Here is a 26,299-nt window from a genome sequence, read left to right as displayed (position 1 = left end):
GGGGCCCGGCGAACGAGACACCAAGATCGCGCACCGGCGGGTCATGCAGTCAGTGCTCAATCCAAGGGAATCAGGAGGGTTTGCTTCGGCGGCGGCCGGTGGGCGTTGTCGTGCGCACAGAAGAGCGAGCACGTAAGGGGTGGCCACAAACCAGTTTGTTCCCGGCACGGGCGATAAAGGCGCAGACCCGCAGGATTGGAGCGGCGCCAATTCGTTCGTCCTCGATGCGGCGGGGGCCGAACAGGTTCACGTGCCTGACGGCGGCTGGATTCTCCAGGCCCAGTTCGTGCGCCAGGGGCCGGATTTGCTGCTGGTCGGCAAGGACGGCTCCAAGGTTCTCATCAAAAGCTTCTTCAAGTTCGCCGATCCCCCGGATCTGGTGACCCCCGACGGGGCCGTCATCAACGGCCCCCTTGCGGTCAAACTGGCCGGTCCCGCCGCTCCCGGCGTCGAAGCCCAGGCGGGCCCCGCGGGTGCGGCCGAGCCGATCGGCAAGATCGTCACCGTCTCGGGCAAGGTCGAGGCGACTCACGCGGACGGCACCAAGGCCGTCCTCAAGGTCGGCGACCCGGTCTATCAGGGCGACGTCATCGAAACCGGCCCGCTGGGCGCCGTCGGCATGGAGTTCGCCGACGAATCGACCTTCTCCCTCGCCGACAACGGCCGCATGGTTCTGGACGAGATGGTCTACGATCCGCAGGCCCAGTCCGGCACCTTCGGGGCCTCGATCGTCCAGGGGGCTTTCTCCTTCATCTCGGGCCAGATCGCCAAGACCGGCCCGGACAACATGCTCATCAACACGCCGACGGCGACCATCGGGATCCGCGGCACGGCGCTGGCCGGCAAGGCCGCGCCCGAGGGCGAGCAAAGCAACTTCACGATCCTGCCCGAAGGCCAGTTCGTCGGCGAAGTGGTGATCTCCAACAACGCCGGGACGGTCGTCCTCAACCAGGTCGGCGCCACGGTCTCCATCGCTTCCTTCAACGTTGCGCCGCCGCCGCCCATCGTCATCTCGGCGGCGGAAATCCAGGCCCGTTACGCCGATGTTCTGCGCTCCCTGCCCCAGCCGCCCGGCAGTTCCGGCGACAACGCCGTCCCCGGACAGTCCGGCACGCCCCAGGACAACAATTCGCAGCAAGGCGAGGAAGCCGCCGAAAAGTTGCAGAAACTGGAACAGGCGATCGCCCAGGGCGCCGTCGACGCCATCAAGTTCAATATCCAGCTTCAAAACGCCAAGGTAACGCTCGAAGGGGTGTTCGAGACCCTGCAACAGCAGTTCGGCGCCGGCGCATTCGTCCTTGACCCGGTGACCGGCACCACCCTTAGCCAGGTGAAATTGGCGCTGGCCCAGGCGCAGGGCTCCCTTCTCGGCGGCGGCTCGCCCGACCAGATATTCGCCCTTCTGCAACAACCGGGCATCGGCGCCGCGATCCGCAACCTGCTGCCGCCCGACGTTCTGCAGCAGGCCGTTTTCGATACCGCGACCTTCACCGCCATCAACCAGGCTCTGACGCAGCTTATCTCGGCATCGAACATCGCCTCGGCGGCGGAATTCACGGCCGCCAACGCCGTCACCAGTTTCTCCACCGGCTTTCCCACCCTGGCCGCCCAGGCCGGACTGAGCGAGGCCCAGACCAACGCCGTCAGCGGCTCGTTGATCAGTGTCGTAACCAGCCCGCTGGGCGCCTTGAACGCGGCGCAGGCCCTTTCGGAAACCATCATCACCCTGATCCAGGCGGCGCAGGCCGCCCTGGTCACGGCGGGCACCGGCGGCCCGGTCGATCCCACGATAGTCGCCGCCTTGCGCGCCGCCGCCGGTCTGGATGGTACGCCGGGCGCGAACCTTTTGTCGGCCGCGAACACGCTGGCGACCACCATCACCCAGGCGGTCAACGCCGCCGAGGACGCGGCCAATGCGGCGCTGGCGCACTACAAGATCAACGGCAACCTGACCCAGGCCCTCGACACCGCCGCCGCCTTCATCGACGACGCCGTGGACGCCAGCACCATCGCGGCCACCGTGGCCCAGGCGACCCAGCTGATCGACGATCTGCAGGCGGCGATCGCCGCTGTTCCCGGCGTGCCGCAGGCGCTGCTCGACATCGTTGGGTACGCGGTTCAGGCCGCCCAGGCGACCGAGCTTTCCGTGGCCGCGGCCGCGCTGACCCTGGAATCCAGGACCGGGCAGGAACTGCTGGACGCCAGCGCCGAAGCCAAGGCGCAGGCCGCCCTGGTCGATCAATTCCGCGAGAACGCCGAGAACGCCTTCCTATCCTATGAGCAGGAGCAGGCCGCCAACATCGACCCGGCGGTTTCCGGGGCCTATCAGGGCGCAAAGAGTGGGGCCTCTACAGCCGCCAGCAATTCCGAATCCTCGCAATCTGGCATCGACGCCTCGCTGCGGTTGCAGGAGGCGGCGGAGGGCTACAAGGACGGCAGCGCGGCCGCCGACCTGACCGCCAAGCAGGCGGCGACAGCCACCGCCCAGACCGCCGCCAACACGGAGAAGGCCGAGGCCGAAACCGCCGCCGCCGCGGTGCAGACGGCGCGTGCCGACCTGTTGATCAAGCTGATCAGCGAGGCCGTCGACCGCGCCACCGCCAATGCCTACGAGGACGCCGCGAAAAGCGCCGAGGCCATCCAGAAAGGCGCCAGTGACGGCGACAAGGGCGATGTGGCGGTCGGCGACGTCGATGCCAACGGCGCGGCACCGCTGACGTATCAGGTCAACGCGGATCTGATAAGCCTCGCGGTGGGGCAGAGCACGACGGACACCTTCAAGGTCGCCGTGCCCAATAATTCCGGCGGCTTCGACCTGCAGACGATCACCGTGACCATCACCAATGTGGACGGCACCTTGACCGTTTCCGATCAGGTGACGATCACCACCGGCGCCGGCGCCAATCAGACGACCGTCACCGGTTCGCTGTCCGCCCTGCGCGCCGAAGGCTCCCAGCAAGCCGTGGACGTGGCGCGGGACGCCCTGATTTCCGACGACGATCTTGTCGGGTTGACAGGGACGGACCTGCTCATCGCCCAACAGAACCAGGCGAACGCCCAGGCCACCCTCGACGCCCAGGTCGATCTTTTTGAAATTTTCCAGGATGCGGCGCAGACGGCCCAGGCCCAGTCGCGGGGCGCCGGTGACGGCGACAAGGGCGAGGTCACCTTCGACGCCGACGGCAACCTGGTCTACACGCCCGACGCCGATTCCTATGCGGACCTGGAAAACGGGCAATCGGCGACGGACACCTTCCAGATCGCCGTGAAGAACGCGGACACCTATGACCTGTACGACGTGACCGTTACGGTAACCCGTACCGGCGGCGTGCTGGAGGTTGTCAATTCGGTCACCATCACGGCTCCGGACGACACCACGGACACCCTCGACCTGGATGCCCTTGACGATGTCACCACCGGAAACATCGGCTACATCAATGGCGCCGATCAGGTGGCCGACGCATCGGGAGCCCTGGCCGACGCGGCACGCACCAATGTGGAGAGTCTGCTTTCAGCCGCACAGACAGCGTTGACGGAATCGCTCGCGGCCATCAACAGCCTCGCCGAGGCCCAGTCGGCCGAAGCGGATGCCGAGGGCTTCCTTGCCATTGGCCAGACCGCCGCGGAAGGACAGGCGCAATCCGCCCTCGACACTTCGATCATCCGGCTCACGAATCTGGCCGATGCCCTGACCGATCTCGCAACCCAGACCGCCGCCGCGGCCGCCGAGGCGCAGTCGCATACCATCGCCGCCCCCGGCCACAAGGAGCCGGCCAACGCCGCGGCGCTGGACGCCTTCGAAGCTCTGCTGAACGCCGCCGTCGAGCTTGCCGGCTTCGACGTCGCCGATTTCCTGGCCGGCGACACCAATCTCAACACGCGCACGGAGATTTTGGATTTCGGCACCGGCGCGACCAATGATCCGGCGGCCCGCGCCGCTATCGCCGCCGCCGAGGCCGAGGTGCGCGACGCCCTGGTCACGTCGCTGAGCGATTTCATCGACACGCGACTTGCCGCCGTCACCGCCGCAAAAGATCTGTCCTATGCGTCGCAGTCGGATGCCGCCATCGCGGCCCGTGACGCGGCCTTCGCGTCGGCGCAGAAGCTGGCCGCCCAGGCGAGCCAGTCCCTCGACCTAGCCAAGGCCAAGTCGGTGGAGGCGTCGGCGACCGCCGACTACATCGACTTCATCAATCCGGAACCGGACAACCCGGAGCAGGCGCTCATCGCCTTCCAGGGCCTCGTCACGGCCACGGCCGGCGCAGCACCCGAAAGCATCGTCCTCACCGGCAACCTTCCGAATCTTGGCCTAACCGTCACCGTGAATACGGTGAACGTCGGCGGTGGCAATGCCGACAACGCCATCGTGGCTGTTGAAACGACCGCGGCGACCGCATCCACCGCCGAGGTCACCACGATCACCCTTTCCGGCACGCCCGAGGTCGGCGACACCTTCACCATCAACATTTCCGCCACGCTGAGCGATTCCACATACTATGAAGGCGAGGTAACGGTCACGGTCACCGCCGCCGAGAACACCCTGGAAGCGATCCGCGACGCCCTGGCCGAAGCCATCAACTTCGAGCCCACCCTGGGCGGCGTCCAGGGCCAGGCCGAGGCCGCGATCGACGAAGCCAACGCCGCCACGGCGGAATCCGCCGCCGCCGCCGCCGCCGCCGAAGCCGCCGCCGCCGCCAAGACCGCCGCCGATCTGGCCGCCTACAATTCCGCCCTCTCCTTCGCCGACGCCGCTGACGCCAATGCCGCCACGGCCCAGGCCCAGGCCGCGATCGCCGCCGCGCAGGAAACCCTCGCCCAGCAGGCAGCCGCCCAGGCCGCCGCCGCCGAAGCGGCCAACGACGCCGCCGCCGCGCTGACCGCATCACAGGCCGCCCAGGCCGCCGCCACGGCCGCCGCCACCGCCCAGGCCGCCGCCGCCGCCGCCAAGACCTCGGCCGGGCAGAACGCCGCCCTGGCAATCCAGGTCGCCGCCGGCGCCGGCGCGGTGACCGTCAACGGCACCTCGACCAACGCCTCGACGCAGGCCGACCGCGCCGCGCAGGCCGCGGCCACGGCCGCCGCCGCCGCCGGTGCGGCATTGCAGGATTCCGACAACGCCGCCGCCTTCGCCGTCGAAGCGCGCGATTCCTACCTGCTTCAGGATGCCGAAGATCGCGCCGCCGAACTGGCGGAAACGGCCGCCGCCGAGGCCCTGGCCGCCGCCGAGGCCGCCGCCGAGGCCGCCCAGGAACAAGCCGATGCCGCCGCCGCCCAGCGCGCCGCCGAACGGGCGCAGGCGACCGAGGAAGCGACCCGGTTCAAGGAACAGGCGGAAGCCTTCGAGACCGACGACGATCCGGCGACCCTGGATGCCGCCCAGGCCACGGCCACGGCCAAGGCCTTGGCCGCCAGCAACGTGCCGGGATCGGCCGAGCTTGCCGCCGAGGCCGCCGAAGCCGCGCGCAACGCCGCCAACCAGGCGCAAACCGCCGCCGACGCCGCTCAGGATGCCGCCCGCGGCAAGGGTCCGGACGCCCAGGCACAGGCCGATCTGGCCCAGGCCGCCGCCACCCGCGCGGCGCAAGACGCCGGCGAAGCCGAAGCCGCCGCCGTGGTCGCCGCCAATGCGGATGCCGCCGTAACCGCCTGGACATCGGGGGATGCCTCCGGCGACCGCGCCACCGCCGCCCTTGCCGCCCGCGATGCCGCCGCCGCCGCTGCGCGCGCGTCCGCCGCCGCCGAAACCGCCAATGCGACCGCCGAGCAGGCCACCGCCGACGCCGTCGCGCCGAACGTGGCCCTGGCCGCCGCCGAAGCCACGGTCACCTCGCGCACCAATTCGCTGGCCCAGGTGCGGGCCGAACGGGACGAGGCGGACGACGGAGACGACAACGTCGATAGCGCCATCGAACTGGTCTGGGACAATGCCGTCGCCCAGGCCGAACAGGCGCTGAGCGATGCCGAGGATGCCCTGGCCCAGGCCCAGGCCGCCGCCGACGCCGCCAACGAAAACGTCACCATCGCCCAGGCGAACGCCGATGCGGCCTCGCAGGCCGCCGCCGAGGCCGCATCGCAGGCTGCCCAGGCCGCGTCACAGGCCAGCTTCGCCGCCGCCTTCGAAATCAACGCCCAGGGCGCCGCGCAGACCCGAGTCGACAACTTCCTCGACTCCCTGGCCGACGAAATCGCCGAGGCCCTGGCCAGCGCCAAGGCCCAGGCGACCACGGCCAGCCAGCAGGCGGTCCTGGCCACCACCGCCGCCGCCAGCGCCACGCCTGATTCGGATGCCGCCCAAGCCGCCGCCGCGGCCGCGGCCGAGGCCGCCCAGGCCGCTCTCGACGCCCTGTTGCAGGCGGCCGAAGACCTTGATCTGCCGATTTCCGCCGAAACGGCGCAGGCGGTCATCGACGCCATCGACACCGCCGCCGACGCGGCCGCCGCGCTCGACGATCTGGACGACGGCGTTCTGACCACGGACAATCTCAGCACCATTCAGGACGCCGCCGACGCCACGCAACTGGCGGCCGTCGCCGCGATCAAGGCCGCCGCCGCATCGGCGCTGCAAGCCGTGGCCGCCGCCAACGCCGCCCTGCTGGTGGCGCAGAAACAAGCCGCCGTGGCCGCCGCCGACGAAGCCGGCCTCAACGCCGCCCGCATCGAGGCCGCCGAGGCGGCATTGGATCAGGCCCAGGCCGATGCCCAGGCCGCCGCCGACCAGGCCGCCGCCGATTCCGCCGAGGCCACGTCCGCCCAGGCCGCCGCCCAGACCCGGGTGTCGGACATCCAGGCCATCGCCACGGCCGCGGCTTCCGCACGCACCGCCGCGACCACGGCGGAACAGGCCGCGACCGATGCGTCGGCCAGCCTGAGCCAGGCGCAGACGGCGCTGACGGCCGCCCGCTCGGCCGCCGACGACGCACAGGCCGACTTCACGGCCTCCGCCGCCGCTCAGACCATCGACCCTGCCGCCTATCAGGCCGTGAAACAAGCCAACGACCGCGCCCAGGCGGCGCTTCGGGACGCCTTGGATGCGGTCGCCGACGCACAGGCCGCCTATGCCTCGGCCAGCGACGCCGCCACCGCCGCCGACGCGGCCGCCGATCTGGCCGAAGTCTACCGTGACGGCGGCACCCACCCGAACACCGGGGCCACCATCGTCGGCGTGAACCTCGCCGCCGCCCAGGCCGCCCTCACCACCGCGACCAATGCAGCCGCGGCCGCACAGACGGCCGCCAATACGGCGGCAGCCGAAGCGGTGGAAGCGGCGGGACGAACCGCTGTCAGTGCCGAGCTTTCGGATATTCAGGCCGCCGCCGATCTTGCCCTCGCCGATGCCGCCGCCGCCGATGCCGCCGCCACGACGGCGGAAACCCAAGCCGGCCTGGCAACCGCGGCGCTGGCCGGTATTCCGCGCGCCGCCGCCGCCCGTTCCGCCGCCCAGGCCGCCGCCGACGAGGCCCAGGCCGCCGTCGCCACCGCCGAGGGCGTGGCCCAGACGGATACGGTAACCCTGGATGGCACCATCGAGGACGGCGACGTCTATCGCGTCACGATTGACGGCGACGTAGTCGCGGTCACCGTCGGCACGGACACGGCCGCGGCATCGACCGGCATCACCATCGCCGATGTGCGCGATGCCCTGGTCGCCAAGATCAACACCCCGGCCAACGGCGCGACCGATTCCGTGGCCGCTTCCGCCGGCAACGGCGACGGCGCCATTACCCTGACCGCGGCCATGCCGGGCATCGGGTTCACGGCGACGGCGTCCGCCACCAACAACGGCGCCAACGACGACCAGAGCGCCACCGCGTCGACGGTTACCGGGAACCTGGGCGGCGCCACGCAGGTCGCGCAGCTGGATACGGTCACCCTGCAGGGCACGGTTCAGGCTGGCGACACTTATACGGTCACCGTCAACGGCACGCCGGTCACCGTGACAATTCCCGAAGGCGGCGCGATATCGACCCTGACCCAAGTCCGCGACGCCCTGATCACGCTGATCAACGACAGCGCCGCCGGCGCCGCCGTTACCGCCTCGCCCGGCGATACCGGCGAAACGTTGGCCATCACCGCCGATGTCGCGGGCGTCGCCTTCACGGCGACGGCGACGGCCACGGACGGCGGCGGCACGCAGGACAACGCGGCCCAGGCGGTGACGACCACCGCCAATCTGCGCGGCGCGGACGATCTCGCGGCACAGGCGGCGACAGATGCCGAGACCGCCGCCACCACGGCCCAATCGGAAGCCGCCAAGGCGGATGCCGCGGCCAAGACCGCCGCCGCCTCCATCGCGGCCAAGGGCGCCAACGACGACGCGGTCACTGCCGCCGGCGACGCCGCGACCCAGGCCGCGACGGCCAAACAGGCCGCCGCCGACGCCGCGCTTCACGCACGCACGGCCAAGGCCGTCGGTGACGCGGTCAGCGAGGTTCTGAGCCGGGTTTCCTTGGATAACGACGATTTTCTGGATGCCATCGAAGCGCAGTTGGAAACCACCCAGGTGACCCGCGTCACCCTGTCGGGCGCGGTCGAAACCGGGGACACGTTCTTCATCACCGTGGGCACGACCCAGGCGTTTTTCACGGTCGATGGGCAGACCACCCCGACCGAAGTCCGCGACGCCTTCATCCAGAAACTCATCAACGAAAACACCTTTGACGGCTTGGTCACCGTCAGCCAAGGCGCGACACCGGATTCCATCCGCCTGACCGGCGCCACCCCGGGCACGGCCTTCACCACCACGGCATCCGCCACCAACACGGCGGACGGCACCAACGACCAGGCCGCCCGCGTGCAGCGCCAAGTCAACGCCGATCAGGTGACGCAGCAGGACACGATCACCGTCGACGGCGCCACCGTGGTCGCCGACGGCGACAGTTTCTCGATCACGGTCGCGGGAACGTCCGTCACCGTATCGACGGCCAACGGCCTGATCAGCATCGGTGACGACGCCGGCGCCGTGCGCGACGCCCTGGTCACGGCGATCCAGAATGCCGGCATTGCCGGCGTCACCGTCGCCGCGGGCGGCACGGGGGCCCTGGTTCTGACCGCGACCCAGGCCGGTGCCGCCGGTGCGTTCCTGACCAGCATTCCGAACGACAGCGACGACACCCTCAGCCTGGACGCCATTTCCAACGGCTCCGTCGCCGACCGCGCCGCACAGAACGCCGCCGACGCCAGCGACGCCGCCCAAAGCGCGCTTGCCGCCGCCAACGCGGCCGGCACCACCGCCGGGAACGCCCTGACCGCAGCCCAGGCAGCCGTCGCCCAAGAAGGGGCCGGTAGCGTCGCCCAAGCATTTCTGACCAACACGCAATCCCAGGTCACGGCGACCAATTCCTCGGTCGCATCGGCCGTGCGCGACGCCGCGGCCGCGGCCCAATCCGCCGCCAGCGCCCAGGCCCAGGCCGACCTTGCCGGCACGGACGGCGACGCAATCGCCGACCTGATCACGGCCGCCAACACTGCGGCGATCCGGGCCGCCGACGAAGACGCCGACACCGCCGCCGAAGCCGCCGAAGCCGCCTTCTCCCAGGCCACGGCCAGTTCCACCGCCGCCCTGACGAAGGCGGAAGACGCGATCACCGACGCGGCGGAGATGCTGCAACTCGCCACCAGCTTCGATCAGGTCACCCTGACCGGCACGCCGGCGGCGGATAATGTCTTCACCCTGACCATCGACCCGACGCCGGGCAACGCCGGCAACGGCGACGCCGTGACGGTCGAGGTCACGGCCCAGGACGGCGACACCATCGACGACATCCGCGACGCCCTGGTCGACACGGTCAACAGCCACGCCGGCCTTCAGGGCGTCGCCCAGGCGTCGGCGACCAGCGGGTCCGGCGGTTTCGTCGTTGCCGCAACCACATCCGGCAGCAGCATCGGCGTGACGGTCACGGAAAACGGTGACGCGACCGGGGCCGAAAGCGCCTCGACCCAGATTCTCAACGCCCTTGCCGCCGCCAATGCCGCGAAGACCACGATCGAAGGCCTGTTGGCCGACGGTATACAGAGCGGCGACGGCAACACCACGGCAACGGCGCTCGACAACGCGGTCACGGCGTTGGACGCGGCGATCGCCGCGACCCGCCAGACCGTATCCGTCACCATCGGTGGCACCGTCGAAGCCGGCGACACCCTGACCGTCGTCTTCGACACGGACAACGACGGCACCGCCGACGTCACGAAATTCATCACCGTCGGCGCCAACCCCACGCTTGCCTCCGTGCGCGACGCCCTGGTCGCCGAGATCGGCACGACCGGCGGCATGACCGCTTCCGCCGCGCAACAGGACGGCGAATTGCTGCTGATTTCCGACAATCCCAACGCGTCGTTCATCCGCGTCACGGTCAGCGCCGTCAACCAGGACGGCGTCGCCGGCGAAGCACCGACCATCAGCGCCGCCCGCACCGGCGCGGAAGCCGCGCTGCGGGCATTGAAGAACGGCCTGGAACAGGCCTCGGACATCGCCGAAACCATCGAGGCCGCCGTCAATACCGCGGGCACCGCCGCGGGCACGGCGCGCGCCGCCGCCGACGGTCTGGTACCGGCATTCGACGCGAACGGCGCCCTGACGGCGGAAAGCGCCGCCACAATCGTCGCCACGGCCAATACTCTCGGCAGCTTATCCCCCGCTCTGGACCCATCGGTGCCGGCGGACGTGGTGGCCGCCGCCCAGTTGCTGGCGGAAATCGCCGAAGGCTATGTGCCCGACGCCCTGTCCGGCGCCGCCACGGCGAACGCCCAGGCGACCATCGCCCAACAGGCCGCGTTCCAGGCGGCATCGGGCCTGGCCCAGTTCGAACAGGCGATCCTCAAGGCCCGCAACGAGGCCGAACTGCGCATCCAGCAGGAAGCCCGCGATTCCGCCCCCGTGGCCGGCGACGACGTGATCGGCGACGGTGACGCCGCCAACGGCGGGCCGGTTTCCGGCGACGACGAGGTGCTGGAAGACCAGGCCGTCACCTTCGACGTGCTGGGCAACGACAAACGCGCCGACGGCGGAGATCTGACCAACGCGACCATCGCCGCGGTCGGCCAACCGGCCCACGGTAAGGTCGCCATCGTGGCGGAGCAGGACGAACTGATCGTCAGCCCCGGATTCAGCGACGGCGACACGGTCACCCTGACCGTCAACGGCACCAGCGTCACCTTCACCCTGGACGCTGACATCAGCGTCGACGCCAACATGGCGCTGTTCGCCACGCAAATTAACGGCAACGCCGCGATGTCCGGGATTGTAACCGCCACCGCCGTCGGCAGCCGCGGCGGCCTGACCCTGACCTCGGCCGTGCCCGGCACACCGATCGCGTCAAGCGCCGCCACCAGCACCGTCAACTTCTCGGCGGACGTCAGCAACACCGTCCCCAACGGGCGCATCACCTACACGCCCGACGCCAATTACAGCGGCGCCGACACCTTTACCTATACGGTGTCGAACGGTGCCAACCCGCCGTCCTTCGACACGGCGACGGTGACCATAGACATCACGGCCACCAATGATAACCCGGATGCCAAGAACGACTTCGTCACCACCGCCGACGACAGCACGGCGATCAGCAAGACGGCGGCGGCGGGCCTGCTCGCTAACGACACGGACATCGACACGGGCGACAGCCTGACCGTCATCAAGGTCAACGGTAGCACCGTCGGTGTCGCGCAGAACGTGAACTTCACCCTGCCGAACGGCGATCCGGTGGTCGCCCAGGTTACGATCAACGCCGACGGCAGTTACACGGTCAACCCCAACGGCCAGTTCGAAGCGTTGGCCGCCGGGCAATCGGCCACCGGCACCCTGACCTATACCGTGTCCGACGGCCACGCCGGGACGGACGATCAGACCATCACGCTGGACACACCCACGCCTAACGCCACCGGGGTCAATCAGGTTTCGACCTATACCGTCGGTGGAACGGTCGAACGCGGCGACGTGTTCGAGATTACCGTCAACGGCACCCGCATTTCCCACACGGTGACCGACGAGACGACCGCGAACGCGGTCCGCGACGCCATTGTCGCCAAGCTGAACGCCAACGGCGTGATCGCCGGAAAGGTCACGGCATCGGCCGGCGGCGGCGGCGAAGTGGTGATCACCGCCAACCTGGCAGGCCAGGCCTTCACGACCTCGGCCCAGGCGATCAACGCGGGCACCGACGTGGCGACCTTGACCGTCACCATCACCGGATCGAACGATGCCCCCACCGCCGACGCCGGCACGGCGAGCGGGGACGAGGACACGACCATCACCGGCACGCTGACGGCGAGCGATCCCGACCTGGGCGATACGCTGACCTTTGCCGTCGCCGGCGGCGGCCAGGCCGCCAACGGCACGGTCACGGTCCAGTCGAACGGCAATTTCAGCTATGTCCCCAATGCCGAATTCAGCGGCACGGACAGCTTCACCTTCCGTGTCACCGACGCCGCCGGAATATCCAGCACCGCAACGGTGACGATCACCGTGAACAACGTGAACGACGACCCCGTCATCACCGCCGGCGGCGATCCGGCGCCGACCTTCGAGGAAGGCGGGACCGCCGTCATCGTCGATGCAAGCATCACCATCACGGATGTCGACACCGCGAACTTCGACACGGGCTCCCTGCGCGCTGCGGTTACGGGCAACCTGAATGCCGGCGACAGCCTGTTGGTTCAGGAAACGGGCGGCATCACGCTGTCGGGATCCGACGTTCTGTTTAACGGCGTCGTGATCGGCGCCATCGACGGCACGAATGACGGGTCGGCCGGCGACCTGTTGATCGCCCTGGATTCCGATGCCACGCCCGCGGCGGTGCAGGCCCTGGCCCGCGCCATCGCCTTCGAGAACGACACGGCCACGCCCGCCACGGTCGACCGCACGGTGACCTTCACGGTCGATACCGGCGACGGCGGCACCACCACCCAGGACGCGACGGTGCAGGTCGTCCTGGAAAGCGGGTTGACGCGCAGCGACCATGATCAGTTGAACGGCAGCGGCGATTGGTTCGACGCCGCCAACTGGACCTCGGGCATTCCCGACGCAACGACCATCGCGGTCATCAACGCCGGCGAGGCGGGGGCCACCTTCTTCGACACCTCCGGTCCTGCCGAGAGCGTGGCCACCCTGCTGGTCAAGTCGGCGTTGGAACTTCGCGCGGGCGTCCTGGACGTCGCCGGCATCGCCGATGTCGACACCAGCGGAACGCTGACCCTGACCGGCGGCAGCCTAGACGGCGCCGGAACACTTGCCGTCAGAGGCGTGGCGATCCTTGAGGACGGCAGCACCCTGGAGATCGCCCAGACCATACTGAATGCGGACAACGCCCAGGGTTACGGCGCCACCCTGGAAATCCACGGCACGGGCAACACGGTCAACGGCGCCGTGTCCATCGAAAGCGACGGCGCCTACGACGGCGCGCTGCTGATCGGATCGGCGGCCGGCGGCAATACCGGCGTGACCTTCACCGCCGGCCTGACCAACGGCGGGATCATCCTGCTCGACACGAGTGACGTCTCCCCGGTCGATACGACGCTGACGGTCACCGGCGGCGTGCTCGCCAACAGCGGAGTCATCAACATCGTTGACGGCGCGGGCGGCGGCGGCAACCGGACCATCGACGCCGACATCGACAACAGCGGCGGCGAAATCACGGTCAGCGCCCCCGCCATGATCGAGAACACGGGGCATGTCTTCGACACCGCCACCGGCACCATCACGGTCAACGGCACCAACACCCTGACCATCAACGGCGGCACGACGATCATCGGCTCCGGCACCGAACTGACGGACAACGTCGCGGGCCAGATTGAATTCACGGGCGCCGCGATCCTGGCGTTGGAAAGCGACACAGGCATTGTCGCAACCGACCCCAAGATCCTGTTCGGCGGACAGTCGGATGCCGTCACGGTCACCACCGTCGATGCCGGACCCTACGTGTTCGAGATCGCCGCGGGCGCGACCCTGACCCTGTCCGGCGGTGACGTGTTCGATACGACCGTCGATCTGGAGATCGGCGGGAAGTTCGAGATCGAAGGCACGGGCAACGCCGTCAACGGCGGGCTCTATATCCAATCCAGCAGCGAACTGGCCGTCAACGGATCGGACGCAGGCGGCGATGCCGCGCTGACCATCGCTCAAGGTTTCGTCAACGACGGCACCATTTCTCTGGACAACGTGGGACCAGCGGCCCATGACGCGACCCTGATCGTTGCCGCGGGTACGATCACCAACTTCGGCTCCATCGTGTTTGGCGATCTTTCGATGGTGGGCGGCGCACGCGTTCTGGGCGCCTCGGTCGATAACGCTGGCGGCAGCATCCTCGTCAACATCGACGCGACGATGGCCAACACGGGACATGTGCTCGATACCGCCAACGGCACCATCGACGTCGGCGCCAATACCCTGACGATCGACGGCGGCGAAACCACCATCGGCGGCGGCACCATATTGCTCGGATCGGGCACCCTGGACTTCGCCGGAACAGCCGCCCTGACCCTGGATTCCAGTTTTACCCTTTCGGGTAGCGGACCCGGCCTGACGTTCAGCGGCGCCACCACCATCGGCGGTATCGTCGGCGAGGGCGCACCGACCTTCTATATCGACGACGGACAGACCCTGACCCTGGACGGCGACACGGTCGCCGACACGGTCAACCTGTCCGTCAACGGCATCCTGAACATCGAAGGAACCGGCACCGTCATCGCCGCCGCGACCAACATCCATTCGCCGAACGGCGTGTTCAACGTTGCCCCGGGCGCCACGGTGACGATCACCGCCCCCGGTTATCTCGACAGTGACGGCGGCATCATCAACGTCGGCACCGGCGCGACGCTGATCCTGGACGGCGCCAATATCGGGAACACGGGCATCATCACCGGCGAAGGCACGATCCAGCTGGCCAACGGCGCCGAGATCACCGGCGACGGCATCATCGACGTGGCCGGGATCGACAATATCGGGACCCTGAACATCACCGGCGGCGAGGTCGTGTTCGACAGCGGGACCTCCCTCGACATCGACATCGGCGGCGGCGGCAGCGACGTCCTTCACCTGGACACCATGGACCTGACGGCCGCGGGTGACATCATCAACCTGAATTTCGCCCCGGGTTTCGACCCCATCGTCGACGGCAACTCGTTCCAGATTCTGACCTATTCCGGCCATACGGCGGAAATCGGCGGCGACGGCGGCGTTCTGGAAGCCGGCATCGACAATATCTTCGACACCATCCAGCACAACCTGGGGCCCGAATACACCGTCACCATCGACTACGGCAGCACGGCCGCCACGGTCACCGTCAACCGCAACCCGGAAATCGCCGTCGTCACCAACGGCCAGGGCATGCAGTTCGACGGCGGCGGCGACTACATCCGGATTCCCAACGACCCGGCCATCGCCAACGCGACCTCGATCACCGTGGAGGCCGTCGTCACCCTGGCCGGCCCGCCGGCCGGCGTGACGCGGATCGCCGAAAACTTCGACGGCGACTACAAGGGCTGGTCATTCACCACGTACACTGACGGCACGCTGATCGTCGAAGTCGGCAACGGCGGCGGGTCCGGCCAGTTGTCCACCTTCAGCACGGGCCCGGGGGTCCTTTTGCCGGACGTGCCGGCCCATGTCGCCTTCACCTACGATGCAAGCGGCGAGATCGCCATCTACGTTAACGGCGTCGCCGTCGACGGCACGCCCGGCGGCGTCGACCCGGTGGGCAACCTGGGCGGAACGACGGCGGGCGTCGCCATCGGCCACCCGACTTTCCCGCTCAAGGGCACGCTTGACGAGTTCCGCATCTACGACGAAGCCCGCACGCCCCTACAGGTGGCCGACGACGCCGGCGGCGGCACCAGCGGCACGCAGCCCCTGGTGCATTACGATTTCGCCGACGGCACGGCCGACAACAAAGGCTCGCTTCTGGATGCCGCCGACGGCATCCTGGGCGACGGGCTCTCCGGACCGGCCCTCGCCTTTGACGGCGTCGACGATACAATGCAGGCAGCCAGTGCCGCGTTCGCTGTCGGATCAAGCGCATACACAATCGAAGTCGTGTTCTCGACCACCGCAGGAGGTGGCGACCAGAACCTGATTTCGCTCGGCAATGGCCCCATCGCGGGAGCCGGGGTCAACGTCAATATCAACAACGGCATCATCGGCGGTGGCTTATCGGGTGTCGGTGGCCTGTCATACGCAACGCCGCTGAACGACGGCCAGCCGCACCATATGGCGTTGACGTTCGATGGCACGAATTTCTACGAATTGTTCATCGACGGCACCTCCGTCAGTTCGTTTACGAACCCAGGATCAACGCTCGAGAACATTACCGAGGGCCTGCTGACCATCGGCCAGCTCGGCGACGGACAACGATACTTCAACGGCGAGGTTTCTGATGTCCGGTTCTACACAGACGTCAGGAACACGACGGAGATCTCAGCCGATGCAGCCGGCCAGGTCGATCTGGGCGACACGGCGCTGGCTGCCTACTACGAGCCTGATCCGACGAATATCACCGGCGGCGCGCTGATCAACCTGGCCGATCCGGGCAATGGCGACGCGGTACTCGGCAACGACGTGCAGACCAGCCAGGGCATGCGGTTCGACGGCATCGACGACAAGCTGGTCGCGGCCGATCCGGCGCTTGCTCTCGGCACCGGGTCCTACACCATCGAAACGATCATTTCGACAACGTCGTCGACGCAGTCGATCATCATGAGCCTGGGCGACACCTGGACGACCGGAGCGGGGCTCAATATCAACCTGCTGGCCAACGGCACGATCGACGCCGGGGTGGCCTATGTCGGGACCGTCTCCGCGACGCCTGTCGTCAACGACGGAACGCCGCACCACTTGGCGATAACCTATGACAGCGGCACCACGACCTATGAGATGTTCCTCGACGGGATCTCCGTCGGAACGTTCGTTAACGGCACGGCCAACCTTACGCCGGGCGTTCTGACCCTGGGGTCGGGGATCGACGGCGCCAGCCCGTTCAACGGCCTGCTCGACGACGTCCGCGTCTACAACGACGTGCGCACCGACGCGGAGATCGCCGCCGATGCCGTGGGTACGCTGGATGCGGGCGCTCTTGCCGACGGCAACCTGCTGGTCGCCTACGATTTCGAGGCCGGCAACATCTCCCCGGACGGCACCGTCAGCAACCTGGGCAGCTTGAGTTCATCGACCGCCGATGCCTCCGCCGGCATTCCGGTCCAACCCGCGCTCGATTTCGACGGCACCGACGATTTCGTCCAGGCAGACACCACGGGCATCAATTTCACCGGCGCGTTCTCCGTCGAATTCACAATCGAGACGACGGACACCGCCGCCTTCCTTGCCGGCGTGGGGAATTCACTTTCCACCAACCAACTGATGTTCCTCAACATTGGGGACAACCCGCTGTCCGGCGGCATTCGCGCGGCCCTGGTTTCCGGCGCGTATATCGATTCGACGGTCGCGGTCAACGACGGCCAGCCGCACCACATCGCCTATACCCACGACGGCGCGGGCAACTACAAGCTTTACATCGACGGCGCGCTCAACGGGTCGATCAGCGGCGCAGTCCCGGCGCTGACCAACAGCGATCTGTTCATCGGGCAGCGCTACCTGGGCGATGTCCAACTGGACGGCGTGATCGGCGATTTCCGCATCTATTCGGACGCGCGCACGGCGATCGAGGTCGCCGCCGACGCCCTGGGCCAGACCTCGGGCGACAATCTGCAGATTCATTACGACATGGATCCGTCGAATATTTCCGGCTCCACCCTGACCAACCTGGGTGCGCTGGTGGGCGGCGACGCGACGCTGGGTGCCGCTTCCGCCGCGCCGACGCCCGCGACGATCACCAACACCGCGACCCCGGTCGCCGAAGACATGACGGGACTTGCCGACGGAACGGCGCCGGTATTGACCATCACCGTCGACCCGGCCGCCCCCAGTGCCGTGCCGCTGGTCGGCCAAGCCCTGTCGTTCGACGGCACCGTCGCCGTCAACGTGCCCGACACGACGTCGGTCAACGTCAATGCCGCCGGCCTGACGACGGGTTTGGTCATCACCAACGCGACCGTCGACGGCACGGACGACACGATCAGGGATTTCAACAACACCCCTGGCGTGTTCAGCGGCGTTCAGGTCGGCGATGTGCTGACGCTTTCCGGCTTCTCCAACGCCTCCAACAACGTCACCGGCACGGTCACCGCCGTGGCCGCCGACGGGTCGTCCATCAGCTTCGCAGACGGCACCCTGGGGGCCAACAACGGCCTGGCCACCGTGGGCACGATCGACAAGCCGTCCAGTTCGCCGCTGGCCACCGGCGACGGCGCGTTCACCTACGAGGCCTGGTTCAACACGGACAGCACTCTAAATCCGCAATCGATCATCACCGTCGGCGATCCCGCCGAGGCAATTGTGCAAATTCGCGTCGTCAACGACGGCAGAATTCAGGTACTCACGCCGGACACGAACACGGCAGCAGTGGACCAGCCTCTTGGCGTTGTGGACGGCCTCTGGCATCACGTCGCCTTGGTCTACGACGGCGCGGGCAATCTTAAACTGTTCCTAGACGGCAGCAGCGCAGCGACGGCCGCGACCACGATCAGTGGCATCAACACGGGATCCGTGACGATCGGCGGATATACGCCCGGCAACCAGCCGTTCGAAGGCGAAATCTTCGACGTCCGCGCCTATAACGTGGCGCGCTCGGCGCAGGAAATCCACGGCGACATGAACACTCTGCCGGACGGCACGGACCCGACCCTGACCGGCGCCTGGCACCTGGACGACGTGCTTAACGGCACCACCGACCAGTTCCGCGACGTGACCGGCAACGGGGCCACGGGTACCTTCACGGGCGGCACGCCCGCCTTCGCGGACAACAACCTGTTCACGATGGCCGAGGAAAGCACCCTGCACGGCCAAATCATCGGCACGGACTTGGATAACGCCGCCGAAGCGTTCACCTACGGCGTCACAGCCCAAGGCGCCAACGGCACGGTCACAGTCGACAGCAATGGGGCTTGGGCCTACACCCCCGACGCCGACTTCTTCGGCACCGACACCTTCGAACTCAAGGTCATCGACAGCCTGGGTGCCGTGTCGACCAAGCAGATCACCGTCAGCGTCCTCAACGTCAACGACGCGCCGGCCGTCAACACGGTCAGCGCCGCCGCCGTGTTCACCGAAGACGGCGCGGCCGTCCTGGTCGACCCGGCGATCCAGATCGCGGACGGCGACAGCGCCGATTTCGACGGCGGCACCCTGACCGTCGATGTGAGCGCCGGATACGCGCCGGGCGACACGCTGGCCTTCGACGGCACGGTGACCCTGTCCGCCGGCATGACCAACGGCTCCCTGGTGTCGCTCGACGGCGGCATCACGACCATCGGCACGATCAATATCGACGGCACCGGCGGCACGCTGACCGTCGACTTGACCGACAGCGCCACGCCGGCCCTGATCGAACAGCTGGCCCGCACCGTGACGTTCGAGAACACGTCCATCGAGCCGGGCACGACCCCGCGCACGGTGTCCTTCACCTTGTCGGACGGCGACGGCGGCACCTCTCTGGCCGTCGACCAGACCGTCACCATCACGCCGGTCAACGACGCACCGGAAATCCTGGGCGCGGTTCAGGCGGGCAATGCCCTGCAGTTCGACGGCGTCGACGATGTCGTCGCCACGCCGCTTACGACGCTGGGGACGGAGTTCACCTTTGAGACCTGGTTCCAGACGAGCGCCAACCCGGCGAACGGCACCTGGAAACCGATCCTGTCGAAGCAGGCGACCGCGGGCGACAATTTCTCCGCGACCTTCGACCTGCAGATCGACAATCTGGGCAAGCTCGGATTCTTCATGGGCAACGGCTCGGCCTATGGCGTGGACCTGCAAACAGCCACTCCCCTTGCCGCCGATACCTGGTATCATGCCGCCGTATCTGTCGACAGCGTCGGCAACACGGTCCTATACCTGAACGGCACGGAAGTCGCCGCCGGCACCTTCAGCGGCTCCGTCCAGGTCAACGCCAACCCCATCGAGATCGGCCATTACGACAACGGCGTCGATCAATTCTTCGACGGCAAGATCGACGACGTGCGTATCTGGAACTCGGCGCGCACGGCCCAGGAGATCGCCGACAACTACCAGAGCGCCGATATCTTCGACATGTCGCAAAGCCTGGTCGCGCACTATTCCTTCGACCAAGTCCTGCCCGACGGCACGATCCCGGACCAGACCGGCAACGGCAACCATATCGCCCTGCCCACCCGCCAGGGCCTCGACCTCGCCGGCGACACACAGATCGTGGAAAGCCTGGGCCCGGGTGCCGTGAACGGCCCGCTGACGATCGAATACAATATCAACTTCAATACCCTGGGCGCGCAGCAGAACATCGTCGAAGTCGCCGATTCCGGCGGTGCGCGCCTGGTTTCCTACGTCAATGCCTCGAACCAGTTGGAAATGTTCTTCGGCCCGGTCAGCCCGTCGTCCCACAACACCGGCTTCACCGTGCAGACCGGCGTCGATTATCACATCGCCCTGACCTGGGACGGCACCAACGCCCGCCTGCTGGTCGACGGCGTCGATGTCGGCGGAACGGCGGTCAGCGGCCTCGTATTCTCGGGCGTGGCGACCACGACCCTGACCGTCGGTTCCGACACGGGAATCGCAACCAATTTCCGCACCGATGCCGTCATCGGCGACCTGCGGGTATGGGACACGGCGCGCACGCCGGCCGAGATCTCGGCCGACAAGGACGCGCTGCTCGACCCGGGACAGAACCCGGACATGATCGCCAATTTCGTGCTGCACGGCGCGGACGGCACAACCCCCGGGACTGTCACCGATGCGGTGACGGCGGCGACACCAACCGTCACCGACCTGGGCCAGACCGGCAATACGGCGACCTTCGTCGACGCAACCGCCACTGCACCGGCGGTCGTCGAAACCACCCCCACCGACACGCCGGCGCTGATCGTGGACGTTTACGAAGACCTGACCGTCACCGAGGACACGCCGTTGACCGCGCGCCTCGCCGCCAAGGACGCGGAGGGCGACGGCCTGACCTTCACCCTGGACGCGGATGCCGGGAACGGAACCATTGCGCTCAGCCCCGACGGCACCTTCACTTACACGCCCGATGCCGAGTTCTCGGGTTATGACAGCTTCACCGTCACCGTGGACGACGGCAACGGCGGCACCGACACGCGAACGATTTCCATCGACGTGCAGCCCGTGAACGACACGCCGGTGATACTGGGTGCCCGTGCCAACGTGCGCGCGGTGCAGTTCGACGGCATCAACGATTTCGTGCAGGTCGTCACCCCGGGTGACCTGCTGCCGGACTTGGCGGGCGATCCCTTCACCGTCGAGGCCTGGATCAAGGTTCCTTCAGGCACGGGCGGCATCCCGATCCTCAGCATCGGGACGACGGGCGCCGGACTGGGTGTCGAACTCGGCATCGACGGCGCCGGCTATCTGACCGGCGCGGCCGCCACCGGCACCGACCTGGTCAACGACGGGGCCTGGCACCATGTGGCCGTCACCTACGACGGCACGGACGTGCAGCTGTTCGTGGACGGCGCGGCCAGCGGCGCCCCCGCGGCCGCTGCGCTCGACCTGACCTCGGGTGATCTCACCCTCGGCCGCTCGCTTGACGGCGCGTCCTTCTTCAAGGGGGCCGCCGACGACATCCGCATCTGGTCGGACGTCCGCACGGCGGCGGAGATCGCCGACAATTACCAGCGCGCCGACCTTGCGGACGAGACCGGCCTGGAAGCCCGCTACACCCTGGACAACCCGGAATCGGACGACATCGACCTCGACCCGGGCCTGATCGACGTGTCCGGCAACGGCCACGCGCTGTCCTCGGGCGGGCCGCCGTCAGACCGCTTCGGCGATTATCTCGTCCTCGATGGCAGTAACGACTTGGTCAGCTTCGATCAGATCAATGCCGTCAACGGTACGGGCCTGATCACGGTCGAGGCCTGGGTCCGGCCGGACAACCTGATCGGCAACCAGTCGATCGCCTATGTCGGCCACTTCATCAACGATCAAGGCCTGGGGCTCAGGCTTGCCGACAACGGCCTCGGCTTCCAGGTTAACAATACTCAGCTCAACGTGACCGGCGCCGCCGGGCTGTTGACCGCGGGCGAATGGGCCCACGTGGCGGTCACCTACAACAGCACCAACGGCGACGTCGAATTCTTCGTCGACGGCGTCGGCCAGGGCCTGATCACTGGCAATACGCCGGTCGCGATCCCCAGTGCCACGACACTCGGCCTCGGCACCGTCGCCGGCGACGGCGGAACAGCGTCGAGCAACCCGTTCGGCGGCGGCATGGCCCAGGTGCGTATCTACGACAGCATCCGGTCGGAAACCGAAATCCAGGAATCCATGGGGCAGTCCTACTTCGACGGCACCCCCCCGTCGTCCCTGGTCAACGATCTTCCGCTCGACGGCATCCTCGACAACGGCATCCATCAGGGCAATGCCGAACTTCCGCTGGGCACGCTGGAAAACGGCGCCACCTTCGCCGACAACACGCCGACCCTGCTGGGGCCCGGCGTGCTGTCCGGCGCGGTCAGCTTCAACGGGGTGGAAGGCGTTCCCGGCGACGACGCCATCTCGTTCGGTCAGCACCCCAATTTCGAGATCACCGGCAGCATCACGCTGGAAGCCTGGATCAATCCGACCGCGATCAACAGTCTGTGGGACGGCATCGTCGGCAATCTGAGAGATACCACCCCGACCGAGCACAGCGGTTATGGCCTGCACCTTTCGACCGGCAACGTGGTGCGCTTCGCCTTCGTCGTGAACGACGTTATCCAGATCGTCGATACTGACATCAACGCGATCCAATTGAACGAATGGAGCCATGTCGCCGCGACCTATGACGGCACGACGGCCCGCGTTTTCGTCAACGGCGAGGAAGTCGCAAGCCGGCCGGTCACCGGCATGATCGAGTATGATCCCGCCAACGACCTGCGCATCGGCGCCATGGTCGACAGCAACGAAAACCACTACTTCAACGGCGAGATCGCCGACGTCCGCATCTGGGATGTCGCCCGCACGGAGTGGGAGATCGAAGACGGCGCCGAGCACTCGGTCCCGCAGGACAGCACCGGCCTGATCTTGAGCGCCCCCCTGAACGGCGGGATCGACGGCGTTTCGGTCGTTTCGGTCACCGATCTTGCCGGCGGATTGGTCGGCGCGGCCTCGGGAACGCTCGTCTACACGGCTACCGGCCCCGCCATCTTCGGCGGCATTGACGCGCCGATCAGCGCCCAGGAGGACACCCTCCTGCGCGGCCAGATCGCGGCGACGGATGTGGACGGTGACACCCTGACCTTCTCGCTCACCGCCCCGGCGGCGAACGGCACGGTCACGGTCAACCCGGACGGCACCTTCGAATACAGCCCCTATACCGACTATTCCGGCACCGATTCCTTCACCGTCACCGTTTCCGACGGCTTCGGCGGCACGGACACGCGGACCATCACCCTGGACATCGCCCCCGTGACCGACGTCATCATCGGCACCAACGGGGACGACACCCTGTACGGCACGGACGGCGACGACATCATCGACGGCCTGGCGGGCAAGAACGTGCTGATCGGCGGCGGCGGAAACGACTATCTGACCGGCGGCACGCGGGGCAATGCCGGCACCGACCGCAACATCGCCAGCTACGCCGACGCCACCGGCGGGATCTCGGTGGCCGGCGACACGGTCACGGGCGACGCCTCGGTCGGCATCGACACGCTGGGCAGCATCGACCAGATCAACGGCACCGCCTACGACGATGAGTTCGACATGACCGGCTGGGACAACGGCCAGTTCACCGTGTTCGGCGGCAGCATCATCGGCGAAAACAACGCGATCCGCGGCGGCGGCGGCGACGACACCATCATCGGCAACACCAAGACGCGGGTCGATTACGGCGACGCGTTCGGCGGCGTGACCGTAACCTTGGACGATGCCGTCACCTTCGGCGGCGGCGTGACCGGCTTCGGGAGGCTGACGAGCAACAGCGGCAACCTGACCGGCCAGTCTGACGGCACCGGCCTCGACAAATTCATGGGCGGCGTCAACGAGATCGCCGGCTCCGATTACGACGACGTCCTGACCGGCAACGACGACAACAACGTGCTGATCGGGCGCGGCGGCAACGACACCCTGGATGGCGGCGGCGGCATGGACCGCGCTGATTACCGCAACGACGTGGGCGGCATCACCGTGACCTACACGGCCAGCGGCAACACCTTCGACGCCACCGTGATCGACGGCTTGGCCGCCACCGATACGCTGATCTCCATCGAACAGGTGCGCGGCTCGCAGTTCGACGACGTTTTCAACGGCAACGACGCCAACAACCGCTTCCGCGGCGAGGGCGGAGCCGACATTTTCAACATCGGCGACGACCCCGGCTTTGGCGGCTCGGCCAACGGCGGAAACGACCGCATCGAATACACGCTCGGGACCTACGAATCGAACCAGTTCGACGGCGTCGACACGATCAACGGCTTCGGCACCGGCAACGACGTCATCAGCTTCGGCGGCCTGGATGGCCTGGAATTGATGACCGTGAACTACGGCTTCGACACCACGCTGCAAACCACCATCGACAACATTATCTTCGATGACGGTGTCCAGGACCGCGTCGTGTTCTTCACCGACTTTACGGACGGCTGGATTTACGTGAAGGGCCGGGGCACCGGCACGACCAGCTACGACGGCACCCTGATCAAGCTTCAGGGCGTCACCGCGCCGCTCGCGGCCGGGGACGTGATCGGCGCCGGCGGCGCCGCCCTCATCGCCACCACCGGCGGCACGGATACCATCGTCGCCTCCGCCGTCCAGGAAACCCATATCGGCGGCGCGGGATCAAATTACTTCGTATTTACAGCAACTGCCGACTCACCAGACGGCACACCGGATGCGATTGCCGATTTCAACGCCGACAACGCCTCGCCGGATCGTGACTTTATCGTCCTTGAAGGCATCGTGGCTGACGGTGACGACTTCCAGTATGAAGGATTTGGCGACGGACTTTTGAGTAGCTTCGTGTCGAATCTTGTCAAAAGCGCATTGGGAACAAATAACATTCTTGGAATCGATGTCGACTACAACGGCGTCTTGGATCTCGGCGCGGACATCGAAATCGACCTGACCGGCATAACCGGCACGCTGGATATCGACGACTTCATCATCATTACGACGACAGATTCACCCGACAGTGACGACGCCTACGTTGGCCGTACGGGCAACGACTGGATTCTAGCCTCGACCACGAGCACGTTCGCGACGGACATCGCCAGCGCCGCCGTGACCACCGGCGACACCATCACCTTCGGCGCGGGTGGGCCGGGCATCGACACCCTGATCATCCGCGACCCGCTGGAGCTGCTGGGCGCGGAATGGTCGGGCAGTGACCTGATGTTCTTCTATGAAGACATGGGCAGCGGCTATGTCCACAAGACCACCGTGGTCGATCACGCGACCAATCCGCTGGACTACATCGAATTCGAATTCGACGAGGACACCCCGGGCCTGGAACGCTTCGCCGTCGCGACCGGCCCGGATGCCTCCGCCGCCACCGAGAACACGATGATCGTCGGCAACGGCGGGCCGCAAACCATGATCGGCGGTTCGGGCGACGACATCCTGCTGGGCAACAACGGCGCCGACACCCTGATCGGCGGCGACGGCGACGACCTGCTGGTCGGCGGCGTCGGGGTCGACCACTACGACGGCGGCAACGGCATCGACACCATTTCCTTCTTCGACGGGACGCAGTCCGTGGTCATCGACATGGGCGCCGGCACCATCGGCAACGACGGCCACGGCGGCTCGGAAAACCCCGTCAACTTCATCAACATCGAGAACGTCGAAGGCAGTCACTTCAACGACGACATCACCGGCGACGATTTCAGCAACTTCCTCATGGGCAACGACGGCGACGACCTGATCGCCGGCGGCGGCGGCGCGGACATTCTCGAAGGCGGCGAGGGCATGGACGTGTTCATCTATGGCGCGGCCGCGGACAGCGGCCTCGGCAGCCTGCTGCGCGACGTCATCCTGGACTTCAATGCCGGGGGTCAGGACCAGATCGATATCTCCGGGTTCAACCAAGGCATGTTCATGTTCCTGGGCGACGAAACCAACGACTTCGTCGGCTACGGCGATACCTCGGCCCGGTTCAACAATCAGACCAAGATTCTGGAAATCGATTCTGATGGCGATGCCCAGGCGGACATGGAAATCGAATTGCAGAACGTCGACGGCGGCGATCTGGACAGCACCGACTTCATGGTCTCCGGCGGTCAGGTCGCCTAG

Annotated in this window: 1 protein-coding gene; it reads left to right on the top strand. The window is 67.3% G+C overall.

Translation table 11 applies throughout. The annotated features are described in order from the left end of the window. The first annotated feature begins 139 nt into the window (after nt 1-139). Nucleotides 140-26,299 carry a LamG-like jellyroll fold domain-containing protein gene (locus RJ527_11350; protein WND74636.1) on the top strand — a complete coding sequence of 8,720 codons (26,160 nt, stop codon included), beginning with the start codon at nt 140-142 and terminating at the stop codon, nt 26,297-26,299.

This window comes from Thalassospiraceae bacterium LMO-SO8, from assembly GCA_031655335.1.
Lineage (GTDB): Bacteria > Pseudomonadota > Alphaproteobacteria > Rhodospirillales > Casp-alpha2 > UBA1479.
The sequence above is the reverse complement of the archived record's forward strand: the minus strand, read 5'-3'. Positions and strand labels throughout refer to the sequence as shown.